We start from the raw sequence: 26417 nt of genomic DNA, 5'->3' as shown, positions 1-26417 counted from the left end.
TTATTTCCATTGATTGTAAAATATATCTTCTCTTGTTTGATCAACTTTTTCGTCGAACATTGAATGATATGGGATATATATATTATAGAAAGAACTCTTTCCTCGCGTATATTTTGATGTATCTCTTGTAAAATATTGTGTTTGTAATAAAATCAAAATAAGAAAACATGAAAACACTTTAGCCAATGAGGCGCTGCTATTCGATTTTATTCTGATAAAACTGTACAGAACATCAACAACATAGATAAGTATTGGAATTGCTAAATAATTCAAAAAGCGATAAACTCCGGGAATTACAGAAGCCAATACGCCAATAATTATATATGGTGTGATAAAAATTATAAATGGATGATCAAAACAAACCTTCTTTCTCTGAGCTATAACGTATATGAAGTAGAAGCCCATTATTTTTATTAAAATTATTAACACACCAAAAATGTTCATTTCTTTCACCAAATAACTTCTTGTAGCACGTTGCCCAAAAGAAAAAGAACCAAAAAGCGAACCGATCAAACTATCAAACGATATAAAGTTAATTGCAAGAGTTAATAATACGAGTAACATGACTTGGTACTTTACTTGCATTTTCTTTGCGAATAACGGAAAGATGATAAGAATAAGCGCGGAGCTATGAAAGAAATATGCTAACAAACAATAGGAATAATATTTTAACCAGCTCTTACTCAATAGAGAAGGAATAGCCAACAGGAAAACTGCAATAGCTAAAGACTCCCTTAACACTTCCATATTGAAATACAAATAATAGAAAAATAGGTAGAAAAATATCACTAAAAACTTATTTCTCGAATATCGCTGTATAAAATAAAATATGATAGAGTTTACAATAATGGCGTGAAATATCTGAAATGTATAAAAGCTATCACTAAATGTTTTAATAATAGCATTAAATATTATCCAACCAGCATTATATTCGGCGTTTACAAAATCGTAACTACCCAATGTTAATAGCGTAGGATAGGAGTCAAAGATATCAAAATAGTGAAGGGAGTCCCCTCCAACTCTGTATCTTAGCCCTGCTAATAGTATAAGAGCAAGCCATATAAATACATAAACAACTTGCCCATCTTGCTTAGAAGTTGAGTTTATATAACGTAGAAACGCTAAAAATGAAAAACCAAATATTAACAAATAGATCATACCATTTTTAATAAATATTCTCCATAGCCACTTTTTTTCAATGGCTCAGCGATGTCTTTTAATTGCTCAGCACCGATGTATCCCATACGATAAGCGACCTCTTCAATAGCACCAATTTTCATGCCCTGACGCTCTTCAATGACCTGAACAAATTGCCCCGCCTGCATTAGGGATTGTATTGTACCTGTATCTAACCATGCTGTCCCTCGATCAAATACCCCTACCTTTAATTTACCTCTTTTTAAATATTCTTTGTTAACATCCGTTATTTCAAGCTCACCTCTTGGAGAAGGTTTAATATTTTTTGCGATCTCTACAACGTCGTTGTCATAAAAATATATACCCGGAACAGCATAACTAGATTTCGGCTCTTTTGGTTTTTCTTCGATTGATACCACATTCTTATCTTTATCGAACTCAACGACACCATACCGTTCTGGATCATGTACAGGGTAAGCAAATACGACACCTCCTTCAGGATCTGCGCAAGATTGTAGTAGCTTAGACATGCCAGACCCATAAAAAATATTGTCTCCTAGGATCAAAGCAACTTTATCTTCTCCAATAAAATCTTCTCCCAAGATGAATGCCTGCGCTAAACCATCGGGACTAGGCTGTTCCTTGTAAGAAAATTTACATCCGATTTGTGCCCCGTCGCCGAGTAACTTTTGAAAATTCGGCAAATCCTGTGGGGTAGAAATAATAAGGATTTCATTTATGCCTGCCAGCATGAGGGTAGACAACGGATAATAAATCATCGGTTTATCATACACTGGCATTAATTGCTTTGAAACAGCCAATGTCAATGGGTGCAGCCTTGTACCTGATCCCCCTGCTAGAATTATTCCTTTCATATTTCTTTATGCTTGTTATATTTTATATTTTCTCTAACATATTTGATAAGCTCTGTTTCCATTCAGGAACAGCAACTCCAAATGTTTGTTTGATTTTTGTTTTATCCAATAATGAATAACTGGGGCGTTTTGCTGCCGTAGGGTATTCCGCACTGGTAATTGGTTTAATATTACAGTCTAAATTCTTCAACTCTTTGATAGCAACAGCAAAATCATACCAAGAGATTTCTCCTTCGTTAGAAAAATGGTAAATGCCTTTTACCCACCTATCACTATGAACAATCTTTAGAATAACCTGCGCCAAATCATGGGCATATGTTGGCGAACCTATCTGATCCCCAATGACAGAAATTTCTTCTCGATCGGTCATTAAACGAATCATCGTTTTTACAAAATTAGCGCCATAACTAGAATAAACCCATGCTGTACGAATTATAATAGCATCAGCATCAGAAGAGATTATGGCCTCCTCTCCCTTCTGTTTCGTTAAACCATATACATTAATAGGATTTGTTGGTTCAGTCTCCTTTAGAGGTGTACTACTGGTTCCTTGAAATACGTAATCTGTTGAAATATGAATAAGTTTCCTATTATTTTGCTTTGCCCATTCAGCCATTGTTGCTACAGCTTGGTGATTAATAATATCAACAAGTTCCACCTCGGACTCTGCTTTATCTACCGCTGTATACGCTCCACCACTAATGATCAAATCTGGATTAACATTTTCAATAACATTCAAAACCTGTGTCAAATCATCTAAAGCCATTTCTCCGCGATCTACGAAGATAAAAGTATCATCAGTATAGTTGACACTAAGTTCTTTAATTTCCGATCCTAACTGACCCGATGCACCTGTAACAAGTATTTTCATATCTTAAATTTTAACACCAAATATCTCCTGAAAACCTGGAGCGTCTTTGTCCTTGTCTGAAAGGATCAATTCTTCCACAGGCAACTGCCAATCAACACCAACAGTTGCATCTAATGGGTGAATCCCACACTCGGATTCTTTATTGTAAAAGTTATCACATTTATAGAAGAAGGTAGCCGTATCACTCAGTACAACAAATCCATGTAAAAAACCTCGTGGGACAAAAAGTTGAAGATTATTTTCTTCTGAGAGCTCTACGGTGATATGTTCTCCAAATGTAGGAGAATTAGGTCGGACATCAACGGCAACATCTAATACTTTGCCATGAAGAACACGAACCAATTTTGCTTGAGCATGCTCACCACTTTGTGCGTGAAGTCCTCTCAAAACACCTTTTGAAGAAAATGACTGATTGTCTTGCACAAATTGTGTATCCGCACCAGTTAAGGAACGAAAGGTGTTATCATTAAAACTCTCGAAAAAGTACCCCCGGCTATCTCCATATTTTACCGGCTCCAAAATAAAACAGCCTTTCAATTTTGTTTCTATAGCTTTCATATTAGCCTTGGTATTGTTGTTGGTAATAGTTTTGATATTCACCAGAAGTAACCTGATCCAACCATTCCTGATTATTTAGGTACCAATCGATGGTTTTAGAAAGGCCTTCTTCAAATGTTACTGATGGCTTGTAACCTAATTCTCGATTAATTTTTGACGCATCAATAGCATAACGCAAATCATGTCCAGGGCGATCCTTAACAAACGTAATCAATTCTGCAGCAGTGCCCTGAGCTCTTCCAAGTTTATCATCTACTTGTTTACAAAGTTCCTTCACCAAATCAATATTTTTCCACTCATTAAATCCGCCGACATTATAGGAATCTCCATTTTTACCATTATGGAACACCAAATCTATTGCTCGAGCGTGATCTATCACAAATAACCAATCCCTAGTGAATTTTCCATCACCATAGATCGGCAACGGTTTATTATTTAAGATATTGTGAATACATAGTGGGATCAACTTTTCCGGAAAATGGTTTGGTCCATAATTATTTGAACAGTTCGTTAAAACGACGGGTAATCCATAGGTATCATGGTAGGCACGGACAAAATGATCTGAAGAAGCCTTTGAAGCAGAATATGGTGAATGTGGATCATAAGACGTTTCTTCAGTGAATAACCCAGTTTCGCCCAATGTACCATAAACTTCGTCTGTAGAGACATGATGAAAACGTTTCCCTTCGAAATTACCTCCCCAAATTACGTTGACAGCATTTAATAAATTGACGGTGCCAATAACATTTGTCATTACAAATGCCAATGGATCCGTAATTGATCGATCTACATGTGATTCAGCTGCCAAATGAATAACTCCGTCAGGTTGATATTCCTTAAACGTAGATAAAACTTTATCTGCGTCCGTAATATCCACTTTTACAAAAGTATAATTCGGTAAATGCTCGATATCCCTTAAATTAGCCAAATTGCCTGCATATGTTAATGCGTCGAGATTAACAATATGATATTCAGGATATTTAAGTACAAACTCCCGAACAACGTGCGAACCTATAAATCCCGCTCCACCTGTAATAATTATTGTTTTCTTCATTTGTACAAGTTTATAAACGAGAATCCGCTAATTCTGATACAACTCCTTTTACGTCGTAAACAATCGAGTTTTCCTTTTTTAAATTTTCAAAATCAATATTTAAAAATTCATTGTGGGCTACCCCTAATACAACGGCATCAAATCTTTTATTTGGCAACTCACTAACGCTTTCAATTCCATATTCATGATGTACTTCGGCGGGGTTTGCCCAATGATCATAAGTTGTAACCTGAACACCATAATCCTCTAGCGCTCGAATTACATCGACAATCTTCGTATTACGAACATCAGGACAGTTCTCCTTAAAAGTAACACCTAGCATTAATACTTCAGCACCATTCACGTTTATCCCCTTTTTGATCATTGTCTTCACCACTTGTGAAGCGACATATTCACCCATAGAATCATTTAAACGACGGCCTGCCAAAATAATTTCTGGGTGGTAACCATGTTCTTGTGCCTTTTGAGCTAAATAATATGGATCTACTCCTATACAGTGACCACCTACCAATCCTGGTTTGAACGGTAAAAAATTCCATTTAGTACCTGCGGCTTCTAAAACGGCATGTGTATCAATATTTAAAATATTAAAGATCTTTGCCAATTCATTGACAAAGGCAATATTGATATCGCGTTGCGAGTTCTCGATCACTTTAGCTGCTTCTGCCACTTTAATACAGGGAGCTAAGTGTGTACCTGCTGTGATAACTTCTTTGTAAACGGCATCAACCTCTTCTCCGATCTCAGGAGTTGAACCCGAAGTAACTTTTAATATTTTCTCGACCGTATGTTGTTTATCTCCGGGATTGATGCGCTCTGGCGAATAACCGGCAAAGAAATCTTCGTTAAATTTCAAACCTGAAATTTTTTCTAAAACAGGAATGCATTCTTCTTCTGTAACACCCGGATATACCGTAGACTCATAAACAACAATATCGCCTTTTTTCAGCACCTTACCTACTGTTTCTGACGCCTTATACAATGGTGTTAAATCGGGTCTGTTATTTTTATCAACAGGAGTAGGCACCGTAACGACATAGAAATTTGCTTGCTCAATATCGCTTAGCTGATTTGAACAATATAAGCCATTACTATTATCTGAAAAAGGGTTATCGTTTGATAAAACAGCCTGAAGAATATCGTCTTCCACTTCCAACGTTAAATCTTTTCCAGAACGCAATTCATTAATACGTTTCTGATTTATATCAAATCCAACTACTGGAAATTTCGTAGCAAATAATCTGGCCAAGGGAAGACCAACATATCCTAATCCAATTACAGCTATTTTTTTCATTTATATACGAGTTTATGATGATTAAATTATTATTTTAAATTATCCCAATACCATTTTACAGCTTCTTTCAGCCCTTCACGGATAACATGAGTCGGCTCATAGCCCAGTAATTGACGTGCTTTGTCAATGGAAGCCAACGAATGTGGGATATCTCCTTGTCTATTGGGACCATGAACGATCTCTACCTTCGCAATTTCAGCATCATATTCTGTCAGAAACTCTTTCAAGTACCCAACCAACTGATTTAAGGTTGTACGGTCGCCAACTGCCGTGTTATACACCGTGTTAATCGCATCTGGATTATTTGTAGTCATGGCACGCTCGTTCATCTGAATCACATTATCTACATAAGTAAAATCACGCGAGTAATCACCTGTACCGTTTATCACGGGGCTCTCATGGTTCATAAATTTTTTGACAAACAATGGGATAACAGCTGCATAAGCGCCATTTGGATCCTGACGACGACCAAACACATTAAAATAACGAAGACCAATAGTCTCTAATCCGTAAGTTTTTGAAAAAATATCAGCATAAAGTTCATTGACATATTTAGTAATCGCATATGGAGATAAAGGCTTTCCAATAATATCTTCAACTTTTGGAAGGCTTTCTGAATCGCCATAAGTAGATGATGAAGCTGCATAGATAAAACGTTTCACTCCAGCGTCACGAGCAGCAACTAACATATTTAAAAAACCTGTCACATTGACTTCGTTCGAAGTTTGCGGATCCTTGATGGAACGGGGTACTGAACCTAACGCAGCCTGATGGAGCACATAATCGGCACCTGCTACGGCTTTCTGACAATCGGCATTATTACGGATATCGCCTTCAATTAAAGTAAAATTAGGATTTTCACCGTGTTGTGCCAGATTATGACGATGACCTGTAGCAAAGTTATCCAATACAACGACCTGATGTCCTTTGCCTAAAAAATGTTCAACCAGATTAGAACCAATAAATCCTGCTCCTCCAGTAATTAATATCTTGCTCATCTTATTTTGAAATAATTATATCTTAGAGTTGTTTGTATACAAATTAATGTAACGCTGTTCTTCTTTAGATTTGGCAAAAGAAATATTCACTTTCTTTTCTAATTTTTTCCCAACCTTGTCCGCTAACAGCAATAAATATGCCTGATTTATATTTTCACCTAAAATTAACACATCTATCTTACCAGAATCTACACCTGCAGCATAGTCTCCAATCAAGCTAACTTCCTGGATATCTCCAGCTTTTTGTAGAATATTATCTACGATTTCATCAATTCCCAAATAGGTATGAATTAGTTTTTGTATTGGCTTAAATAAGGAATTTTTGGTATTAGCCCGGTATAAGATTTTGTTTTTGTCTGTACTCTTTTCTAAATAACCCGCTTCTGACAATTGATTCAGTTCTTTACGAATTGCATTGGTTGACTCCTGAAACTCTTCCGCCAGTCCACGTAAATGAGACTGATTACTTGCCGACACAAAAAATTTGATCAGCAGCTTTAATCGAGTCTTGGATGTAATTAAAGATTCCAGCATGGTTTAGTATAAATCGAGCAACAAAAGTACTCAATACAAACATTTAATGCAAATTAAGAAATTGTTATTGAATATTGAAGATACCTTACTTTAAGAAATACAGTCCATAAACCAATCTATACAAAACATCATACAGCACCTTGAATTTAATAAATCCACGTGGAACAATTAAGGTAACGAGTTGAAATACACAGGCACCTCTATCGAGATGCCTAAAAATGATAAGACAAAAATTAATAAAATCACAGCGTTACATTTTGATATAAATCCGTAATAGGTAGTGTAGCAGTAAATGGCACAGATCGGCTCTGCTCAAAATTCATTACACCAGATATATTTACGCGCCCACCTTTTAGATCTTCTATCCTTGCACTGCGTCTAACCACTTTAAAACGAACTGAAACATCAGCTTTAGGAATATCCTTTTGTTCAAATGGAATAACCAAAATTTGCTCCAGATTAACACCTAAAGCCGTATTCAGAGGTCTTACTTTACGAATAACAATATTTTTTAATTTATCGTCATTCCTTTCAGCTTTGAATACAAATACACCACTTTTAACATTGCGATCTCCACTGTATTGCCCCGGCCGTTCCTGAAACATATAATTGACAGTCATGCCTACGCTTCGATTGAATCGTTGCTCCTGTTGCCTTTTCCTTATCAAAAAATAAATGGTGATCAATACTAAGATAGATATCGTGATAGCAGGTGTCATAAGAATATGTTAAATAAATTTAAATGGCTTTTTCAGTTTCGATGTACGAATCCGACTACATTCAAATATAGTTCAACAGCTTCTTTTATAATCAAAATCTAACAGGGACAAACAAGGGACATTTCATAACAAACTAATAATCAATAAAATACACAGCGTTATTTTATTGTTAACAAATAGTTCTTTTGGAAAACAAATTAACAAAAAGATGAGTTTAGGTTAAGGGAATATGAATAGGGAGCGTAATACCAGTACGCCCCCCTGAATAATTTTAGTCAATCAATTTGGATTGATGACGCTCAAGCGTATTATATATTTTTTTGACATCTTGGGATTTCTCTTTCTGCAAGACCAGAATAGCATCCTTGGTATGCACAAGTATACTATCCCGTAACCCAACAAAAGCAGTATAAACATCCGTACCAATGACCATATTCCCATTTTCATCAACAGGATGACCCGTTTGTTTTAAATAGTCATACATCGATTCGAAAGAACCTAAGTCCGACCATTGAAAGCTAGTCGCAACGACACGAATTTTCTTTGACCGTTCCATTACAGCATAATCGATGGAAATCGATGGAATCTCTTTAGACAATTGCAAATCTAGCTCGCCATCCTGACGATGTTGCCAAGCATTAAAAGCAGTCGCATATACCTTAGGCTCGAACGTCTGTAGTTCAGTCAAAAACGTATCCGCCCGAAAACAAAACATACCCGAATTCCAGAGAAAGTTGCCACGTTCAATAAAATCTTCCGCCGTATCCTGATTGGGTTTCTCACGAAATGATAACACCTTATCATCCTTATATTCGATGTAGCCATATCCAGTCTCTGGGCGGGTCGGCTGTATACCAAATGTAACAATATACCCTTTGTTGGCTTTTTCTATCCCGGCTTTGATGGCGTCTGCATAAGCCTGTTCCCCTACGATGACATGATCGGACGGAGTCACAATTAAAATATCATCGGGCTGCGCCGCAAAAGCCGCAAATGCAATTGCTGCAGCCGTGTTCCGGGGCGTCGCTTCGACAATATCAATATAGTCTATCTTATTGTTCTCCATGACTTCACGGCTCAGACTATGGTTATCACAGTTGCCGACAACAATAACCTGTCCACATAAGGATTGATTACGCTTAACAGTCATCTCAAACAATGAACCATCCTTAAATAAATCAAGGTATTGTTTAGGATAACTTTTACGGGAAAGAGGCCATAACCGGCTGCCTACTCCTCCCGTTAAAACGACATGTATAATATTACTCATAATAAATTTACTCTTTCTCCGCCTCTTTATCAGCGACAACTTTACGCAAGCCTGCACTTGAAAAACGATGCGTCCGTTTGTTATAATAGATCTCTATATTTTCTTCGACACAATAAGTACGACCAGAAAAATCGGTATCCCGATATTCTTCGCCAATAATACGTATGTGGATCGGCAAGGCCTTGATCATATCAATAAGATCCTGCTCAGTTTCATACGGAATGATTTCATCGACATAACGACAACCATCCAATTGAATATAGCGTTCGACAATAGTCTGCGTAGGCTTTGCCTTTTCGGGAAATACCTCTGAGGGATCTGTATTAAGTCCTACAATTAAATAATCGCAATGCCGCTTTGCCTCCTCCAGCATCATAATATGTCCTGCATGCAATAAATCAAAAACACCAAAAGTGATTCCTATTTTCATCGTATAATTTATCCTTTAATGGCTAATGAGAGCTCGCAAGCTCGGTTTCATCTAATTATCTGTTTTAAATAATTTTAACCCTGTCTCATCTTCTAGATTTGCTTCTGCCACAATCTTACGTAAACCCGAACTGGAGAACCGGTGGTCCCGGCTGTTAAAATACAACTCAATCCCCTTTTCCTCACAATAGGATCTTCCAGTAAAGCTTTTCTCCCGATATTCATCGCCTACGATGCGAACATCTATCTTAAATGAGCGCAGGATATCTTCCAGATCCTGTTCCGTTGCGTAAGGGACAATTTGGTCGACGTACTTACAGCCTTTAAGCTGAATATACCTTTCCACTACGGTCTGAGCGGGTTTATTTTTTTCTGGACGGTCCAATGTCGGATCAGTTTGTAATCCACAAATCAAATAATCACATTGTCTTTTCGCGTCTTCAAGCATCTTAATGTGCCCCGCATGCAGGAGATCAAATGCACTAAACGTTATTCCAATACGCATGCCTCTAGCCGGTAAGTTTATCATAATCAAATTGAATTTAAATGAATAGAGAAATTACGTTCATCTATCAAAGATAAGCTTTATATTAGTAACAATAGGTGGCAATATTTTGTTCGATAAATACGAAAAGTAAATATCAAACTAAAGTGGGGATAGAGCAACAGGAATATAGTCTTCTAATTGGCTATTTTATCGACGGTTTATGAAATAATCCAAGGAAAAGGTATAGTCATCACTAATAGACTCTGTCAACGACTGATCAGCATAAGTTAATAATTCACTTCCGGCTTCTAATGCACGAATAGCAGTTGCATAACCTTTGGGCAAATAAAGTAAGCCTGAATGTGAAGCACTTAAAACATGGTTTTCCACATTTAAGTCTCTCGAAGTATGTTCCCAGTCATCTATTTTCACTACATCTATAGAAAACGATCCCGACAAGACATAAAACCAGCGCTGCCCCAATCGATGACCTCTCCAGCCCCGCACCAATTCAGTATCTGCATTTTTAATTATATAAAAACGCTTAATGCCTGTCATCTCAAAATCGTTGACGAAGCGTATTTCGCCGCGTTCGTCTTTCGCAATTCCTCCATTTATGTACTTAATCATCGAAATAGATTTTATGAAATTTTCTTACGTTCCAACTCATAAGTCACTCCCGTCTTCAAAACATCCAAAGGACGTTCTTCTTTCTTCTTAACCGGATAGTTAGTTATGATATAGTTCTTTACAATAATGTAAACTGTACTTAGAATTGTCAATGCAAAAATAGCAAACCACCATTCCACGTTAGATTCAAATTGTGTAAAAAAGATTACAAAACCGCCCAATATCAATTGAAGCACAGCATAGGCGCTTGCAACTTTTAGCCGATTATATCCAACCTCATTCGATAAATATTGGTACAGGTGTGTCCGATGTCCCTCAGCAATATTCTCTCCCAAATATATACGCCGAAGAATCGTCCAAACAGTATCAATTCCATAAATTCCTAAAAATAAAATATAAAGGAAATCTCCGGTTTTCAAAATCAGCAAACCCAGCGCAAAGAATAAAATATACGCTATCCCAATAGAGCCAACATCACCCGCAAAACATATTGCTTTATTACGGAAATTAAAAAAACCGAATACCGCTATTCCCAAGAGCGCATATATTAGAAAATCTTGCTCAATAAAGTTAACGGTATGATTAACAAATAGAAGTAGAAGCCCTATCACAAAACTGTAAATTGCAGTAATCCCGTTGATTCCATCCATGAAATTATAGGCATTGATGACTCCTACAACAACCGTAAACGTCATTAATAAATAATACCAGGGAAGACCAAAAACCCCCATTTGATAAGCCATTGATAAGACAGCGCCAAAGTGAACCAAAAGACGCATTCGAGTACTGACTTCCGAAATATCATCAAGAATTGAAACCAAACACATTAGCGTCAGCCCAAACATAAACCAAGGATATTGAAATCCCGATGCAATAAAAAATATAGCGATAGCAATATAAAAAATAATACCACCTCCCCTCAACGTAATACTAGTATGTGAAGACCGTTCATTTGGTTTATCAATGATATTATATCGATCTGCAATCTTAAAATAAATAAGCTCGGCTACAAATAGTGTTATAATGGTAAAAATATACTCCATAAAATTATTCGGTAAGTCAAATAAAGCGGTACAAATATACAATAATTTATATACAGTATTTACTTTAACGTTAATTCCAACATAAATGCTACAAGAAATTTCAAATTATTTTTCATTTCTATCAGGAAATATCACGAAACAATACCGCAACATATTTCCGTAATTAAATATTTTTATAAAAAAACGGAAAACAAAACTGTTAGCCAAAAAAAGCAATTATCCTTTCATACAAATATTCACCAGACAAGAAGAGTGTCATTGTTCCAACTGACATATCGCGATTAGACTTGAAAGCATATTCTTAATTTCTAATACGTTTCATTTGTTAAGCAGATCAGACCAAAGAAGGGATACCCTCGTGGCGAAGATATAATTGTGCACAAGCCCGAGCATCCGAAAGAGCTTCATGGTGATTAAGCTCAATCCCGAGCACTTCACAGCAGGCATTTAGGCGTGCAGGTTTAAATCCCTTTCCTTGGTAAATTTTGAATGTACACTCCCATTTTTCCATCAGCCCAAGATGATCATAAGGTAAATTATAATAATTCATCGTCTTACGCAACACACCACGATCAAACAATTCATTATGGGCCACCATAATCCGACTATTAATAAGAGGAAAAATCCGTGGAAATAAGTCTTTGAATGTTGGAGCCTCAACCGTATCACGAGGCCGAATCCCATGCACACGTGTGGTCTGCCACATATACTGGTTGTTGGGAGGCTGTATCAAGGAATAGAATTCTTCAACAATAATTCCCTGCTCTACAACAACCAGGCCCACAGCGCAGGCTGAATTCTGATTTGCTGTAGCTGTTTCAAAATCTATTGCTGTAAAACTTAATTCTGATTGCATTTACCCTCCTCCTTAGACTTTAGCAAAAATAACAACTTATTATTTATTTTTGAGAATTGATTTTCCTGAGAATATCTTTATTGATTAAACGTCTTTTCCGATCAAAAAACCACCCCCATTTATTAAAGTAATAAATCGCAGACTGCATTCCGATTTTAGTTAACCGCCAAGATTTGTGTGACCCTTTTTCAAAATGATGATAGATATGAACTTTCGGATAGAAAACAGTGCGATACGCCCCATCTATTAAACGTCTACACAAGTCGGTCTCTTCACCATACATAAATATACCTTCGTCAAAAAGACCGATTTCTTTCAATGCCGAGATTCGTAGATACATAAAACATCCCGATAAGTAGGGCACATCCATAATACGGTCGTATCCAGTAAATCTGAGTTCAAAAAGATCATTTCTCTTTTCGACCATCTTTTTAAAAGGATTGAATCTTCTGCCTATCCAATCGTAGGGTGTAGGCAGCAGCTTGCAGAGCCGCTGGATCTCATTATTCGGATAGAGTACCTTAGGCATAATATTGCCAATATCTGCATTCTTCTCCATATAATCAGTTAATTCTTCCAACACACCTTCGGCGTAATAAACATCAGGGTTTAAAATAAGATGATATGTCGCCCCTTGCTGAATAGCCAATTTCAATGCAATATTATGCCCAGCCCCAAATCCAGGGTTTGATGGATTATGTATGTAGGAGAGCCTTTCATCCTCAAAAATACTCTTTAGTCCGTCCGACGGAGAATTATCTACTAAAAAGAGGTGAATATCCATTCTCGTGTTCAGAAATGAACAAATTGCCTCCTTAAGTATTATTTCATTATTCTGATAAAGAACTATCGAGGCTGTTATTATCTTTTTCCCATTATATATTCCCTTGCTCATAAGGCTGCGCTAATATTTCTACCAATTTCTTCGCGGATGACTCCCATCCAAACTGATCGGCAGTAATCAAACCGTTTCTTTGAATGCTCTCCAATTTAACTTCATCATTCAAAATACACTTAAGCTGCTCCACTAATTTATCAACATTTCCCGCAGGGAACATCAAACAATTAAAATCATGTTGAGCAAACTCCCTCACCCCTCCCGAATCACTTATTATTACACCGCTGCCACAAGCCATCGCTTCAAGTGGAGGAAGTCCGAATCCTTCATTTAACGAGGTGGAAATAAAAATATCGGATACACATAAGATTTCCGCGATCTCTGTATCCGATGTTGGATTTATCACCGAAAAATCAGAAACATCATAGTTGTTAAGATCATCATGTGTGATCAAAACAACTTTATTAATTTTATCTTTATAGGAGACTGAGAGCCTCTTCCATGCGTCGATAAAAATTTGCAATCCCTTCAACGGGTGTTTACGAGCAACTAAACATAGTTGTTTCATTTTGCCATTCCGACCCTTTTTATGTGAAACATTAAATATCGAATGGTTGAGGGCAGGATGAACAATCAAAGGAGGTTCTTTAAAACCCTTATTATATTTGCAGAACTGTCCGTAAGAGTATAGAGAATTGAAAATAAATTTATACTTATATCTAAAAGAAAGGCGAGTCAAAAATTTGTATATATACAATAAGGTCTGGCTTCGGATAATCATACGATCGTTAAACATATTAAAATCGTCTGCTTGCACAAAACGGTATACGAACTTAGCACTCAATATGAAGCTAAATACTGCCATAATGGGATCAGAAATTATAATATTAGAGTTACGCTCATGCTTATTTAAATAAAAAAATGTATTAATAACATTCTTTATCTTATCTAAATGAGTAGTAGCAACATCTCCAATACTTATAAATTGGATTCTCTCATCCACCTCGAATGTATGTTTTTCCTCCGAATTATTAGGAAATATCACTTTAACATTATATTCATCCACTAATATGTTAGCCAGCTCAAAAAAAACTCTATTCCCCCCACCTGTCTTAACTTGTGGTGTTACAAAAACAATATCTTTCATCATCACAAATAATGTTAAAAATTACTTTAAAAAATCCATTGTAAAATCATAAGGAATTAACTTCGTTTCGGGATTTGAAATACTTATAGTAAGAATAAGTAGTCCGTACATTAAAATGAAAATATACACTACTGGAAGAGATTTTTTCTCAAAAATCTTGACGAATTCAGGTATTAATAGAATTAGGAATATATGAAAATAGTATCCTAAACGAACCATAACTATAAAATCGCGAAAAAAACTAAGCAAAAATAAATAAACAAAAAAACCATTCAAAAACAAACGCGATTCTTTTGAGGCATCTATAATCCTATCATAATAATACAAACATACACCACCAATAAGTAGCTTTGACAAAAAACCAATTCCTAGATTAGCACTCCCATTATCCTCACGTTCAGCTCCCGTACTCGAAAAATAAACATCATACCCTGGTATTAAACCAAGAATAGAAGCAATTGGAAAAACAAAAGGCAGGACAAAGGCCACAAACAAAATTAGATACCACCACTTTCCAACTTCGATATCCAAAATAAAATATACCGCAATTAAAAGAATTGCACTGTAATGGAAACAAGCGGCTAATAAAATCCAAAATATATATTTTGCAAAATTTTTACTAACTACATATTGTATACTATAGAAAAATAAAGATATCGCAATGTATTGTCTAACTATATTTAAACTTTCAACAAAAAAACCACAAAACAATAGCAAAAAAACGGACAAAAAAATATCTGTTGAATATTTTTCTATACCCTTATAAAAAAGTAAAAATGTTATAAAAGAAGAAATAATAAAGACCCATTGAACATTTAATCCCAAAACAGATATTATTAAATTGATTAATCTAAATGCGGGTTCAGTCGAGGAATCCGCGATGGTCAAAAAGATTAAAGTATAACTTTCATAATCTATACCGACATAATATCTGAGGCCAGCAAACGCGACAACTATAACTAATGAAATAATCCAAAAAATCTTCTTTTTTGTTATGTCAAAAAAGAAAGCTGCTATAGAAGCTAGAAATAAAACGATGAAATAAATATACATTATTCCTTTATTAATACTTCGCGAAACAATTTTAATGTAGCAGTATAAGAGAAATATCTATTAAAATGACCAACACTTTCTTCGAAATATTTTTCTTCAGGATTTAGCATTTCTATACATCGAATAAACTCTTCCGCCGTCGATACTTGATTCATAGAACGACATTGATTTGCCTTATAGCCATAGAATGCCAAATCAGTTCCAATTATTTTTTTCCCATACATAAGCGCTTCAGCAACTTTAACCTTCATTCCCCCTCCATAAAATAAAGGACATACTACCACATGTGCACGATGATAATACTCAGATAAATTATCCACATTGCTATGAATTTCTACATTTTCCATATTAGCGACATATTTACTAAGCTGGTCCATATCTTTCCCTACAATTAGTAACCTTGAATTTAATGGCAACTTTACATTATCTATAAACCATTTAATTCCCTGAACATTAGCATAAAAAAAACTACCAACAAAAAGGATCGAAAGAACATTCTCATTACTAGGTTTTGAATGCTTATTCTCAATTTCCGAAGCTTTAAATGAAATAGGTATTTTTGTTATTTCATTTCTCCCATATAACTTTTTTATGAGCCCCCCATCTTCCTCAGTAAGACAGATCAATTGATCTGACCATTTAGTAGTAAGAAATTCATTTAGAAAACAGGAGGGAATACGAAGTATATGGAAAAGACTTCCCGAATAAACTAGTTTTTTTATAAAATCTGTCTCAACATTATGAAAAAATGAAATTAATCTAATATGAGGAAAATCTTTTTTTATTTCTTTTACCAGCCTTCCATATACAGAACTGTCAAAAAAAATTACTTGATAGTTCTTCTGAGAAATCTGCTTTTTTATTAATTCAATATGGTTCTTATTTATCCCTCCGGAATAAAATCCAAGGATATTCTTAATACCCATGAAAATACCTTGAATGTTTAGCTCAGTACTATTTGGTACTACATGATATGTATCTATTACAGAAGACAATTCTTTTATCGACTCAAAATTTCGGTTTGAACATTGCCAACCTCCATTTTTAGCATTTAGTAAATTTGAAGTAACAAATAGTATTCTCATTTAAAGTTTCTCTAATTGTAATTTTAATTCTTCCAAGTAACCTAATCCATAAACCATATCTGGCTCTAAATAATTCCCTTCCCCCCATTCATTCCACGATTTAATAAAAGCAATTCTTTTGTCCTGTGGCTTATGAGCAATATTTTTAAAAACATCGTTTACATGTTTTCCAAATAATTGAGGATTAGATTCGGTAAGTATCAAAGCGCGTTTTCCGCTTCGGGGAGAGTGGTCCCAATTTGGAATTAGCGTCGGGATACAATTGATTTCCCTATCTTCCTTCCCTGTGAAATATGGCAAAAAATCTTCATATTTGAATTTTCTTAAACTTCCGGAAACTTTAATTAAACCACGCTCGATAATCGATGTTTTTAATCTCATGTATTCAGTCAATCGAACCGCATTGACCGCATCAAATCCACACTCAAGAACACGAGGTATATCCACGGGGGTTGTAACTTGACCAATAAAATATACACCATTTAACCCCTCTTCCTTTGCCCAGGTATTCCAGAGTTTAATAAAAATTGACACATCCTTAAAATCGAGCGGCCGATATAATAAAAATATTGGCTTATCGTCCACAGTAATGTACCGAGTATCTTTAAAAGCTGGTAAAACTAATTCAAAATGTTTTCTATAATCATCCTCACCTAAATATTGTTGCTCCATCAATATTTGATCCTTCAAACCATGCCATGTACCAGTCCATGTTTCATTCGCCCAAGCAAGACAAAATGGAAAATCTGGTTCTTTACTATTTAAAACCTCGTCGAAAGTCTTTTCTAATATTCGCTTCCCCCCCCCAAACCAGTAATGCCAATAACAAAAACCTTCAATACCATATTTACGTGCCATTTCTGCTTGCTCCATTCGGACTTGGGGCAACCTTAAATCATAATATCCGAGATCGGCAGGAACCCTAGGCTGATAATGATCTTTAAATAAAGGTTTTGCCTTCCCAACATTTGTCCATTCCGTAAAACCTTTTCCCCACCACTCGTCGTTTTCCTTTATTGGCTGAAATTGAGGTAAATATGAGGCAATTAATCTAACCTTTTCTTGCATAATATTTTTATTTTAAACTGTCGTAATATTTTATTAAACTGATGCCAAAAGCTCTTTCTAAAAAATTTGATCTCGCAAAATCTGCTGCGTTGTCCACAATTTGATTAAATTGATTTGTATTTTCAATTACTTCACTCATTAAAGTTACAAGCTTTTCTATACTATTATATAATAGGCCTGTCTTTCTATCTTTAATTAGTTCTGAGGTTCCTCCATCATCAAACCCCAGGACCAAACAATAATTTAACATGGCTTCAGCAGTCACTCTACCTAAAGCCTCATTTCTAGAGCACATCAAAAGGGCCTTTGCTTTTGCCATAAGTTCATCAATATCAGTCCGAAACCCTAAAAAATAAATATTTTCATTCAAGCTCAGTTCATTGATCAAATTTCTTAGATATCTTTCATATTCAGAAGTTCCTTCCCCAACGATTAGTAACTTAACTTCTTGATGTTGCAATGAAATAGACTTTATTGCCATTATTGCTTCTTCAATCCCTTTATTCTTATGTAAAGAGCCACAAAAAAGAAAATAATCCTCTTTAAATTGAGATGCGGAATATTTCATGTTTTTTCTAATAGCATCGTATATTACTGTCGCTTTATCAGTAATATCAAATTCTTCTGCTACTTTATTACTAACACAAAGCAAATTGGTGGAGCCTTGAATTTTTCTTTTATAGTCGCCTAACTGAGTAAATAAATATAATCCATAATTAGGGTGTATAAATTCCCTTAAATGCCATATATGTTTTATATTCAATTTGCTAGCTATTTCAGCACCGATCGATAGCACTCCAGAGTTTGAATGGATTATATTAATATTTTCTCTTTTAATAAGAGCTGAAATTTCCCTCTTTGCCAGAGTATTCACATATTTTTTGTAACAAAAACTTCGAAAAATCTTTATACGACTTTTCAAATTAGTAACTGCAGGGCGAAGCTCATTTCGATATCGAATAATCGAATAATCCCAGCCTTTGTTATCAAAAATGTCACAAATAATACCATTTCTTGGAAACAACACTTTCACATAGATATTGTTATCTCTGAGAACAGATATAATGTTCATTAATGACTGATTAGCTCCGTATGCAAGTGCATCATGTGCGATAAATAAAATTCTCTTTTTTTCCATCCCCCGATCGTTCACTTGAAAATTATATCAACAATAGTTCTAATGACTGTTCTAGGACAATAACGTACTGCATTAATTATGCCTTGTTTTCTCATATTAGCATACAACAAGTCCAACCGTTCCCCCTTAGAAACAGGAAGCTTATTTCTATTATTTTTAATTAACCAATAATTCGTTAAAAAATAGCCTAAGAATAAAGTGTGATTAAATTTCTTAGAGCTGCTATTACGAAAAGTATCAACAAATAACATTGACCTCCTAACGAATTTTCTGTAGTCCCATCCGACCTCAGTATTGTAATCATCAATCAAAGACACATCTATAAATTCACATTTTGCGTGATCATTTCGCTGAAGATATTTCAAAACTAAAATTATCGTGCCTACCATACTGGATAGATCTACATAATAATCGATTAATGAATGCTTAAGTTCATCTATGTTATATACACAAGATGACATAGTAAATGAGCTCGAAAATACATTTGGGTCTCTAAACTTCAAAGAAAACTCTTCAAACCCTTGTGACCTAAAGGAAAGACCTGGCTGGAAATTGAAAAAGACATTATCTCCTTTGCTTTCTAAAATGCTTAATAAATAAACAATCGATTCATCTCTAACAAAGTCATCGTCAGACAACGTCCACAGCCATTTCGTTTCACAGTGCTCAAAACACCTTGCAATGTTAGCATCTGCACCCACATTTACCTTATTTCTGATAATCTTAAATTGCCTCTTTTGCTCTTCACTAAAGACAGAAGCCACTGATGGTTCGCTGCAATTGTCATAGACCACTAAATCTACATATTCGTTCAACTGTGGAAGAAGCAAACCAATTTGTTTTTTTATTGCATCCAACCTATTGTAGGTTGGTATTGCTATGGTTAAAATTTTCTGATTCATTTAAATGATTTAAAAAACATTACTCTTAGGTATGCCACAAAACCTTTAACTTTCTAAAAGTAATATATGTCCAAATCAAACTTCCTATCGACAAAATCATATAGCCCGTTGTAATACCGACAACTCCAAATATTTTCCCTAATACGATGGTGGAAATTGAGCATAAAATTCCCATCAAAACACTTTGAATTAACATAGGCTCTTCTTTGTGACACCGTAGATAGGTAGCCCATGCCCCTACAATATGATTGGTGAAGATGGGAATCATCATTAGAATTAACGGCACTATTGGTAAAAATCTATTATAAAATTCCTTTCCGGCAATAGCTACCTTAAAATAATCTAAGACAAAAACGAGCATAAAGAAAATGATTAGACAAAAAATATTTAACAAGGCTGATAACTTCAGTGTTTTATTAAAGACTGTATCCAATTGAGTGAATTCCTTTTTTGCAATTAAACTTGAAAATAGCGGAACCTTGGTCGAAATCCAGCTAAATGTTAAAGAGAAAATGGCATTTAAGACCGCCAACGTCATACCCATTTGTCCAGCAACCGTAGCTCCTTCTGTGGCAAATAAAACCGGATTAAATAGTTGAAAAATAAAATATCCACTTATCCAACTCAATGCTATCTTCCATTGATAGGGAAATATCTCTTTCTTATAATTTATTCGATCCAATCCAAGCTTCTTCCACGAATAGACTAATATACTCCTCAACCCATCACAATATATTACACCTATCATAATTACACAAGTGATCAGTGAAGCCAAAGGGACAGCGTATAGTTTATAACCTAAAAAAAATAAAAGATAGGTCAACAATACTTGACAAATTTGCTGAATTAACCGTAAACGAGCAATTTCTTTTACCTTCCCCAATCCTTCTAAAAAAGCAAGAATAGGAGATAGCACTAGCAAAACGGATGTAGAAAAAGCCAGTAATACCCAGGGCATTTTCCACTCAACAGTATTATCTAAATCACCGTATCTGGTAAAAAACACTATACCAACGAGGACCAAAGTGAAAAATAACAAAACAGCAATTAAGGAAAACCATTTAATCGAAAAATGCAACAAGGATGACATCCTGGACATTGATTGTTCAGTTCCTTGAAATACGCTTTTTGAGGCCCAAGAGAAGTTGGAGGCCTCATGGGCAACATATTGAACAATTATACCCGTTATTCCTAATTCAAAAAAAACTTGTATAGCGATAATACTACCAAACGTATAGAAATAGCCTTGTTCTTCGATAGATAGAAACTTAACAACAAATAATAAAGTAAAAATCCCTGAAACAGCTTGTAGCATTCGGCTTATTAACGTATAGCCAATTGCACCATCGACTCCTAATTTATTAAATAGACCTTTGAAGAATCCGAGCATTGGATATTAACCTAAAATGTATTCACGAATAACATCTGCTATATAATCATAATGCTCATCATTTAATCCTGGCCAAACACCCAGCCAAAAAGATTGATTCATGATTATATCCGTATTTCTTAGATCGCCAATAACACGATGTTCTATACCCTCGTATGCTGGCTGCCTTAAAAGATTACCCCCAAATAATAAACGTGTGCCAATCTTTTTCTCCTCTAAATGTTGCACTAACATGTGCCGGTCCGCAGCATCCCCCTCACGTAATGTCAAAAGGAAACCAAACCATGAGGGTTCAGAATTTGGGGTAGGTTCGGGTAAAATGAAAATATCCTCAAATTCTTTCATTCTCTCATATAAGGCCAAATAGTTGGCTTTTCTTTTTGCGACAAAAGAGTCTATTTTTTTGATTTGAGAAACACCAAATGCTGCTTGCATATCTGTAACTTTTAAATTAAATCCGATATGCGAATAGGTATATTTATGGTCATATCCAAAGGGTAAGGATCCAAGCTGTTGGCCAAACCGACAACCACAAGTATTGTCCTTTCCAGGTTCACAGTAACAGTCTCTTCCCCAATCTCTAAAACTTTCTGCAATTTTAGCTAATTCAGGGTTATTAATTACCACAGCGCCTCCTTCTCCCATCGTAATATGATGTGCAGGATAAAAGGAAAAAGTAGATAAATCACCAAATGTACCCGTTTTTTTTCCTCTATATGTTGCTCCCAAAGAATCACAGTCATCTTCAACGACCCACAAATTGTATTTTTTTGCGATGCGCATTACTTCATCAAGATCAAATGGATTTCCCAAAGAGTGCGCAATCATAATTGCTTTTGTTTTTGAAGAGATCGCTTTCTCAATATCTTCGGACAACACATTATGAGTCGCAATATCGACATCCACAAATACGGGTATTGCACCAAATTGAATGATTGGATTAACAGTGGTTGGAAAGCCTGCTGCAACCGTTATCACCTCATCTCCTCGCTTGATGGCTCTATTACCCAATTTTGGAGATGTTAAAGTATAAAAAGCAACAAGGTTGGCTGAAGAACCAGAATTTACTAAAAGTGCTTTGGTTGCTCCAAAATAATCTGCAAATTCATGTTCAAATTGACTTGCAAACCTTCCCGCGGTCAGCCAACCATCTAGGGCAGCATCAACGCCTAACAAGATATCCTCTTCATCCAAAACTTTTCCCGTAACAGGAATATACTGTTCACCTGGGATAATTGTTTTTTGTGTCTGCTTCTTAGCAATCTCTCTAAGTGCATCTTCGACTTTTAAATCTGAAATATTTTTTAACATAATAGTATTTTTCAATTTTAATTAAGTTCCTTCCATTTCTATTGGCTTTGAAAACGGCTCCATCTCAGTAATGGGCTTCCCAAAAGCAATTTTTGGATAAGTATTGGTAAACGGCTCTATCATAACTTGAAGTAATAAAGGTTTGGTTTTATTCTCTTTTTTCCATAACCATTGCATCGCTGCCTCAACTTCTCCTTCAAAACTAACTGTTTTAGCACCGATACCATACGCTTGAGCTATCTTTTCAAAATCAGGAGCACTATACCCCCAATAAGTTGACTGATATCTTGATTCGAAATAACTTTCTTGAAATTGAGTAATCATACCCAAAGATTTATTATTCAAAACAATGATTTTAATATTTAGATCGTTACGAACAATCGTTTGTAATTCCTGAATATTAATTTGCATACAGCCGTCTCCAATGATAACAACTACAGGAGCGTTTTCTAATGCTAGACAAGCGCCAATAGCTGCTGGCAATGAAAAACCCATTGCACCCATTCCGCCTGATGTTAGAAAGTACTGACCACTGAGCAGTTCTAGAGACTGGCTTGCCCACATTTGATGGCTTCCGACATCAGCGAGAAAGGCTTTTGCAAGTTTACTGGATCTGGAGAGCTGATGCATCAAAACATTAGGATTTATACCTTTTACAGATAATTCGGAGATGTCGGGCCATTGTTTTCTTAATTCTGAAATCCTTTTTATCCAATTATCATTTATAGTAAATTCTTGAAATTCACTATAAATTGCAAAACTCTTAAAGAAGTCGAATAAATCGGAAACAATTGGCTCACATCCTTTCACACGATTATTGATTTCCCCCTCTTCACAATCAATATGGTATATTTTACGGTTTTCAATAAATTTTGTATCCGCGCCAGTTTGTCTAATATCTAATCTAGCTCCTAAAACAATTAGTAAATCACATTCACCAAAGGCAATATTAGCCCATCTATTACCATAACTACCGATGAATCCAACCCTCAGTGGGTCATCATAGGAAATTGTATCCAGTCCTAAAAGAGAGGTAATAACAGGAATTTTTACCTTATTAACAAAATTTGTGAATAAATCTTGAGAATTAGAAGCCTTTATTCCTCTTCCAGAGAGAACCAATGGAGCTTTTGCTTTTCTAATATCTCTTACTAACTCAGAAATAATTACTTCCCCAACGGCAGTAGATTCTTGTGAAGTATTCTGCGTTCCAAGCACGTCAATCTGCTCTCTTTGAATATTCATCGGAATATCGATAAGAACAGGTCCAGGCCGTCCTTTGGTAGCTATCGTAAATGCTTCTTCAAATACGCTTTCTATATTAGAAGCATCGGTGATGAGGTAAGCTGCTTTAGTAATCGGTCTTACCATTGATACTATATCTGTTTCCTGAAAGCCTAGTTGCCGAATAGGTCTATCATTTCGTAGTTCATGTGTATTTACTTGCCCAGTAATAAATATGGCTGCGACCGAGTCAAAATAGCAGCTACCAATTCCTGTGAGTAAATTTGTTGCACCGGGACCGCTAGTGGCTAAAGCCACTCCGGGTAACCCACTGACTCGAGAAAATCCCTCAGCAGCAAATGCAGCAGCTTGCTCATGGTGCATTGTTACTATATGTATATCCGTAGTTTGCTTAAATGAATCTAAAAGATGTGTAATCATTCCTCCAGACAGCTCAAATACAGTCTTAATGCCTTTCTTCGATAAGAAATCAGCAATATAATCTGATACCTTCATAATAATCAATTTTTATAATAATTAATCGTATCTTCTAAAACCAAATCAAAATCAGAAAAATCAATTGGACCTATCTGGCTTTGAAGTTTCTCAATACTCCCTTCCATATACATAGACTGCCCCTTTCTATATGGAATTTTTCCAAAGTTAGGTCGAAAGTTGGGATTCACTTTATCTTTCACTTTGAGAACCAAATCCTTAATTGATAAAACAAAATTTGATGAAAGGTTGTAGATGCCTGAATCTACTTTTTTATGGACTATGTCTGACACAATGCTAGCGAAATCTTTCGCATATAAATACGCGTATTTTTGTTCACCTGCAGTCAGATCCATTTCAAGCTCCGAAGTCATCTTATTTATTATCGATGGCAAAAGCCAATCCGCACCTTCACGTTCTCCAAATACAGAAAAAACACGTAACCAAATCCAATTGAAGTGATAATTTTCTGCAAAAGTTTGCAAAATCTGTAAGCAGGATAATTTTGCATAACTATAGGCATCTGTAGGCTTTACAGGAAAAGTTTCATTTACGCACCCAGAAAATTTTCCATATTCGGCCTGAGAACCCAGAAATATAAATTTATTGATTTCGGCTTTATTAAAAATATTTAATAAAGTGATTAATAAATCCAAATTTTGTTTCTGAACATTCCAGTTAGGTCTATCTTTAGCTTCTACTCCCATCCACGCACAGTGTATTACAATTTCTGGGGCCAAGATTTCTATTTTCCTTTCCCACTCCCCTCCTTGCTCTATTGTTACCCATTCAATCTCATCCTTGAAGTTATCACATCTCCAGAGATCAGACGACTCTCGTTGTAATCCGATAACTTTAAAATGCTTATCGCTGACTAAACGCTCCGCAATGTGAGAGCCCAAAAAACCGGTAACCCCTGTTATTAATACCTTATGCATTGAAATAGCTTAATATTTGGCTTGTTGTCAACCCGACAATATTTGATCGATCGGTAGAAAATGTTTTGTACCATTCAATTGTCTTATCAATCGCAATTGAAGCATTCCATTTTGGGCTCCAGCCTAGCAAAGAAAATGCCCTACTTATATCCAAAGTTAACATTCCAGCTTCGTGAGGTTGATTGAAAGAACCTTCTATTAGAAAATTTCCACCACCCCAGGAATTAATAGCAAGTTTTAACATTTTTTCGACCGATAATGAATCAGAAGAATATGGTCCAATGTTAAAAGCCATATTATATTTGCAAGGAGACTGGTATTGTTTTTTTGCCAGCAATAAATATGCTACCACAGGCTCAAGAACATGCTGCCATGGCCTTACTGCGTTTGGATTTCGAATTATTACTTCTTTCTGATTTGAGAGAGCCCTAGCGATATCAGGCAATAGACGATCGTCAGACCAGTCGCCGCCCCCAATAACATTTCCTGCACGAGCGATACTTATATCTTTTAAATGCTTATTATAATCCTGAACATTAAAAAATGAATTAATATAAGAGTCAATAATCAATTCTGCACACGCTTTACTAGCACTATAAGGGTCATATCCTCCTAGACGATCATTTTCTCTATAGGGGAATTCCCATTCATTGTTATGATATACCTTATCTGTAGTAATTAATACGACAGTACATTTATTTTCTAGAGCCCTAATTCCATCCAATAAATTTGCTGTACCAACTGCATTGACTTCAAAAGTCTCAGAAGGCATTTTATAAGATAAACGCACCAATGGCTGCGCTGCCAAATGAAAAACAAAATCAGGCTGAAAGTCAATAATTTCAGATAATAAACGATTACGATCACGCAAATCTGCGATAACTGAACAACAAAGCTGATCGCCTTCAATCAAACAATAAAGATCATCAGATGTTTTCGGATCTAACGCATAGCCTTTTACATTTGCTCCCAACAGGGATAAAATTTTCAGCATCCAAGCCCCTTTAAATCCAGTATGACCTGTCAAGAAAACTTTTTTGCCCTGATATATACTTCTTAACTCTTCAAACATA

General features: G+C 35.6%; 27 protein-coding genes. All 27 read right to left on the bottom strand.

Annotated elements, in window-relative coordinates; genetic code table 11:
* Positions 1–1158, bottom strand: a complete 1158-nt coding sequence (locus AAH582_RS00805) for an EpsG family protein (RefSeq protein ID WP_343320956.1) — start codon at positions 1156–1158, stop codon at positions 1–3.
* The gene (gene rfbA, locus AAH582_RS00800; RefSeq protein WP_343320955.1) at positions 1155–2012 is read right to left on the bottom strand and encodes a glucose-1-phosphate thymidylyltransferase RfbA; all 858 of its coding nucleotides are present in this window, start codon (positions 2010–2012) and stop codon (positions 1155–1157) included. Before rfbA ends, AAH582_RS00805 begins: the two co-directional genes overlap by 4 nt.
* Positions 2013–2034: 22 nt before the next feature.
* Entirely contained in the window at positions 2035–2883 is an 849-nt protein-coding gene (gene rfbD / locus AAH582_RS00795; RefSeq protein ID WP_343320954.1) for a dTDP-4-dehydrorhamnose reductase, read from the bottom strand.
* A gap of 3 nt (positions 2884–2886) precedes the next feature.
* A complete protein-coding gene (rfbC, locus tag AAH582_RS00790) occupies positions 2887–3441 on the bottom strand; it encodes a dTDP-4-dehydrorhamnose 3,5-epimerase (protein ID WP_343320953.1) in 555 nt (184 codons plus the stop codon).
* A gap of 1 nt (position 3442) precedes the next feature.
* The gene (gene rfbB / locus AAH582_RS00785) at positions 3443–4495 is read right to left on the bottom strand and encodes a dTDP-glucose 4,6-dehydratase (RefSeq protein ID WP_343320952.1); all 1053 of its coding nucleotides are present in this window, start codon (positions 4493–4495) and stop codon (positions 3443–3445) included.
* A gap of 10 nt (positions 4496–4505) precedes the next feature.
* A complete protein-coding gene (locus AAH582_RS00780) occupies positions 4506–5789 on the bottom strand; it encodes a nucleotide sugar dehydrogenase (RefSeq protein WP_343320951.1) in 1284 nt (427 codons plus the stop codon).
* 29 nt (positions 5790–5818) lie between these two features.
* Positions 5819–6787 (bottom strand): SDR family oxidoreductase, encoded by a 969-nt coding sequence (locus tag AAH582_RS00775; RefSeq protein WP_046673797.1) that lies wholly within the window; start codon positions 6785–6787, stop codon positions 5819–5821.
* A 15-nt stretch (positions 6788–6802) separates the two neighbouring features.
* On the bottom strand, positions 6803–7321 hold the full coding sequence (locus AAH582_RS00770; protein ID WP_343320950.1) for an ArsR family transcriptional regulator: 519 nt from the start codon (positions 7319–7321) through the stop codon (positions 6803–6805).
* 242 nt (positions 7322–7563) lie between these two features.
* Positions 7564–8040, bottom strand: a complete 477-nt coding sequence (locus AAH582_RS00765) for a hypothetical protein (RefSeq protein ID WP_343320949.1) — start codon at positions 8038–8040, stop codon at positions 7564–7566.
* A gap of 271 nt (positions 8041–8311) precedes the next feature.
* Positions 8312–9310, bottom strand: a complete 999-nt coding sequence (locus AAH582_RS00760) for a mannose-1-phosphate guanylyltransferase (RefSeq protein ID WP_343320948.1) — start codon at positions 9308–9310, stop codon at positions 8312–8314.
* A gap of 7 nt (positions 9311–9317) precedes the next feature.
* Positions 9318–9740, bottom strand: coding sequence for an adenylyltransferase/cytidyltransferase family protein (locus AAH582_RS00755; protein ID WP_343320947.1), 423 nt, complete (start codon positions 9738–9740; stop codon positions 9318–9320).
* Between the two features lie 51 nt (positions 9741–9791).
* Positions 9792–10268: an adenylyltransferase/cytidyltransferase family protein gene (locus tag AAH582_RS00750; protein WP_343320946.1), complete on the bottom strand. Its 477-nt coding sequence runs from the start codon at positions 10266–10268 to the stop codon at positions 9792–9794.
* Positions 10269–10433: 165 nt separating this feature from the next.
* Positions 10434–10856, bottom strand: coding sequence for a WxcM-like domain-containing protein (locus AAH582_RS00745; RefSeq protein ID WP_343320945.1), 423 nt, complete (start codon positions 10854–10856; stop codon positions 10434–10436).
* Positions 10857–10867: 11 nt separating this feature from the next.
* Complete coding sequence (locus AAH582_RS00740; RefSeq protein ID WP_343320944.1) at positions 10868–11899, bottom strand: MraY family glycosyltransferase; 1032 nt, start codon at positions 11897–11899, stop codon at positions 10868–10870.
* A 334-nt stretch (positions 11900–12233) separates the two neighbouring features.
* The gene (locus AAH582_RS00735; protein ID WP_343320943.1) at positions 12234–12755 is read right to left on the bottom strand and encodes a 3'-5' exonuclease; all 522 of its coding nucleotides are present in this window, start codon (positions 12753–12755) and stop codon (positions 12234–12236) included.
* A gap of 43 nt (positions 12756–12798) precedes the next feature.
* Positions 12799–13650 carry a glycosyltransferase family 2 protein gene (locus AAH582_RS00730; RefSeq protein WP_343320942.1) on the bottom strand — a complete coding sequence of 284 codons (852 nt, stop codon included), beginning with the start codon at positions 13648–13650 and terminating at the stop codon, positions 12799–12801.
* Positions 13631–14743: a glycosyltransferase family 4 protein gene (locus AAH582_RS00725; protein ID WP_343320941.1), complete on the bottom strand. Its 1113-nt coding sequence runs from the start codon at positions 14741–14743 to the stop codon at positions 13631–13633. The genes AAH582_RS00730 and AAH582_RS00725 overlap by 20 nt, the downstream gene beginning before the upstream one ends.
* Positions 14744–14761: 18 nt before the next feature.
* The gene (locus tag AAH582_RS00720; protein WP_343320940.1) at positions 14762–15793 is read right to left on the bottom strand and encodes an EpsG family protein; all 1032 of its coding nucleotides are present in this window, start codon (positions 15791–15793) and stop codon (positions 14762–14764) included.
* Complete coding sequence (locus AAH582_RS00715; RefSeq protein ID WP_343320939.1) at positions 15793–16878, bottom strand: glycosyltransferase; 1086 nt, start codon at positions 16876–16878, stop codon at positions 15793–15795. The genes AAH582_RS00720 and AAH582_RS00715 overlap by 1 nt, the downstream gene beginning before the upstream one ends.
* Positions 16879–17946, bottom strand: coding sequence for a glycosyltransferase WbsX family protein (locus AAH582_RS00710; RefSeq protein WP_343320938.1), 1068 nt, complete (start codon positions 17944–17946; stop codon positions 16879–16881).
* A gap of 7 nt (positions 17947–17953) precedes the next feature.
* Complete coding sequence (locus tag AAH582_RS00705) at positions 17954–19084, bottom strand: glycosyltransferase (protein ID WP_343320937.1); 1131 nt, start codon at positions 19082–19084, stop codon at positions 17954–17956.
* An 11-nt stretch (positions 19085–19095) separates the two neighbouring features.
* Positions 19096–19986, bottom strand: coding sequence for a glycosyltransferase family 2 protein (locus AAH582_RS00700; protein WP_343320936.1), 891 nt, complete (start codon positions 19984–19986; stop codon positions 19096–19098).
* Positions 19987–20011: 25 nt separating this feature from the next.
* Positions 20012–21376 (bottom strand): lipopolysaccharide biosynthesis protein, encoded by a 1365-nt coding sequence (locus AAH582_RS00695; RefSeq protein ID WP_343320935.1) that lies wholly within the window; start codon positions 21374–21376, stop codon positions 20012–20014.
* Positions 21377–21382: 6 nt separating this feature from the next.
* A complete protein-coding gene (rfbH, locus tag AAH582_RS00690) occupies positions 21383–22687 on the bottom strand; it encodes a lipopolysaccharide biosynthesis protein RfbH (protein ID WP_343320934.1) in 1305 nt (434 codons plus the stop codon).
* 21 nt (positions 22688–22708) lie between these two features.
* On the bottom strand, positions 22709–24427 hold the full coding sequence (locus tag AAH582_RS00685) for a thiamine pyrophosphate-binding protein (RefSeq protein WP_343320933.1): 1719 nt from the start codon (positions 24425–24427) through the stop codon (positions 22709–22711).
* A 5-nt stretch (positions 24428–24432) separates the two neighbouring features.
* Complete coding sequence (locus AAH582_RS00680; RefSeq protein WP_343320932.1) at positions 24433–25344, bottom strand: NAD-dependent epimerase/dehydratase family protein; 912 nt, start codon at positions 25342–25344, stop codon at positions 24433–24435.
* Positions 25337–26416 (bottom strand): CDP-glucose 4,6-dehydratase, encoded by a 1080-nt coding sequence (gene rfbG / locus AAH582_RS00675; protein ID WP_343320931.1) that lies wholly within the window; start codon positions 26414–26416, stop codon positions 25337–25339. Before rfbG ends, AAH582_RS00680 begins: the two co-directional genes overlap by 8 nt.
* Position 26417: the final 1 nt, after the last annotated feature.

Origin of the sequence: Sphingobacterium multivorum (assembly GCF_039511225.1) — a bacterium.
Lineage (GTDB): Bacteria > Bacteroidota > Bacteroidia > Sphingobacteriales > Sphingobacteriaceae > Sphingobacterium.
This window is presented reverse-complemented; position numbering and strand designations above follow the sequence as displayed.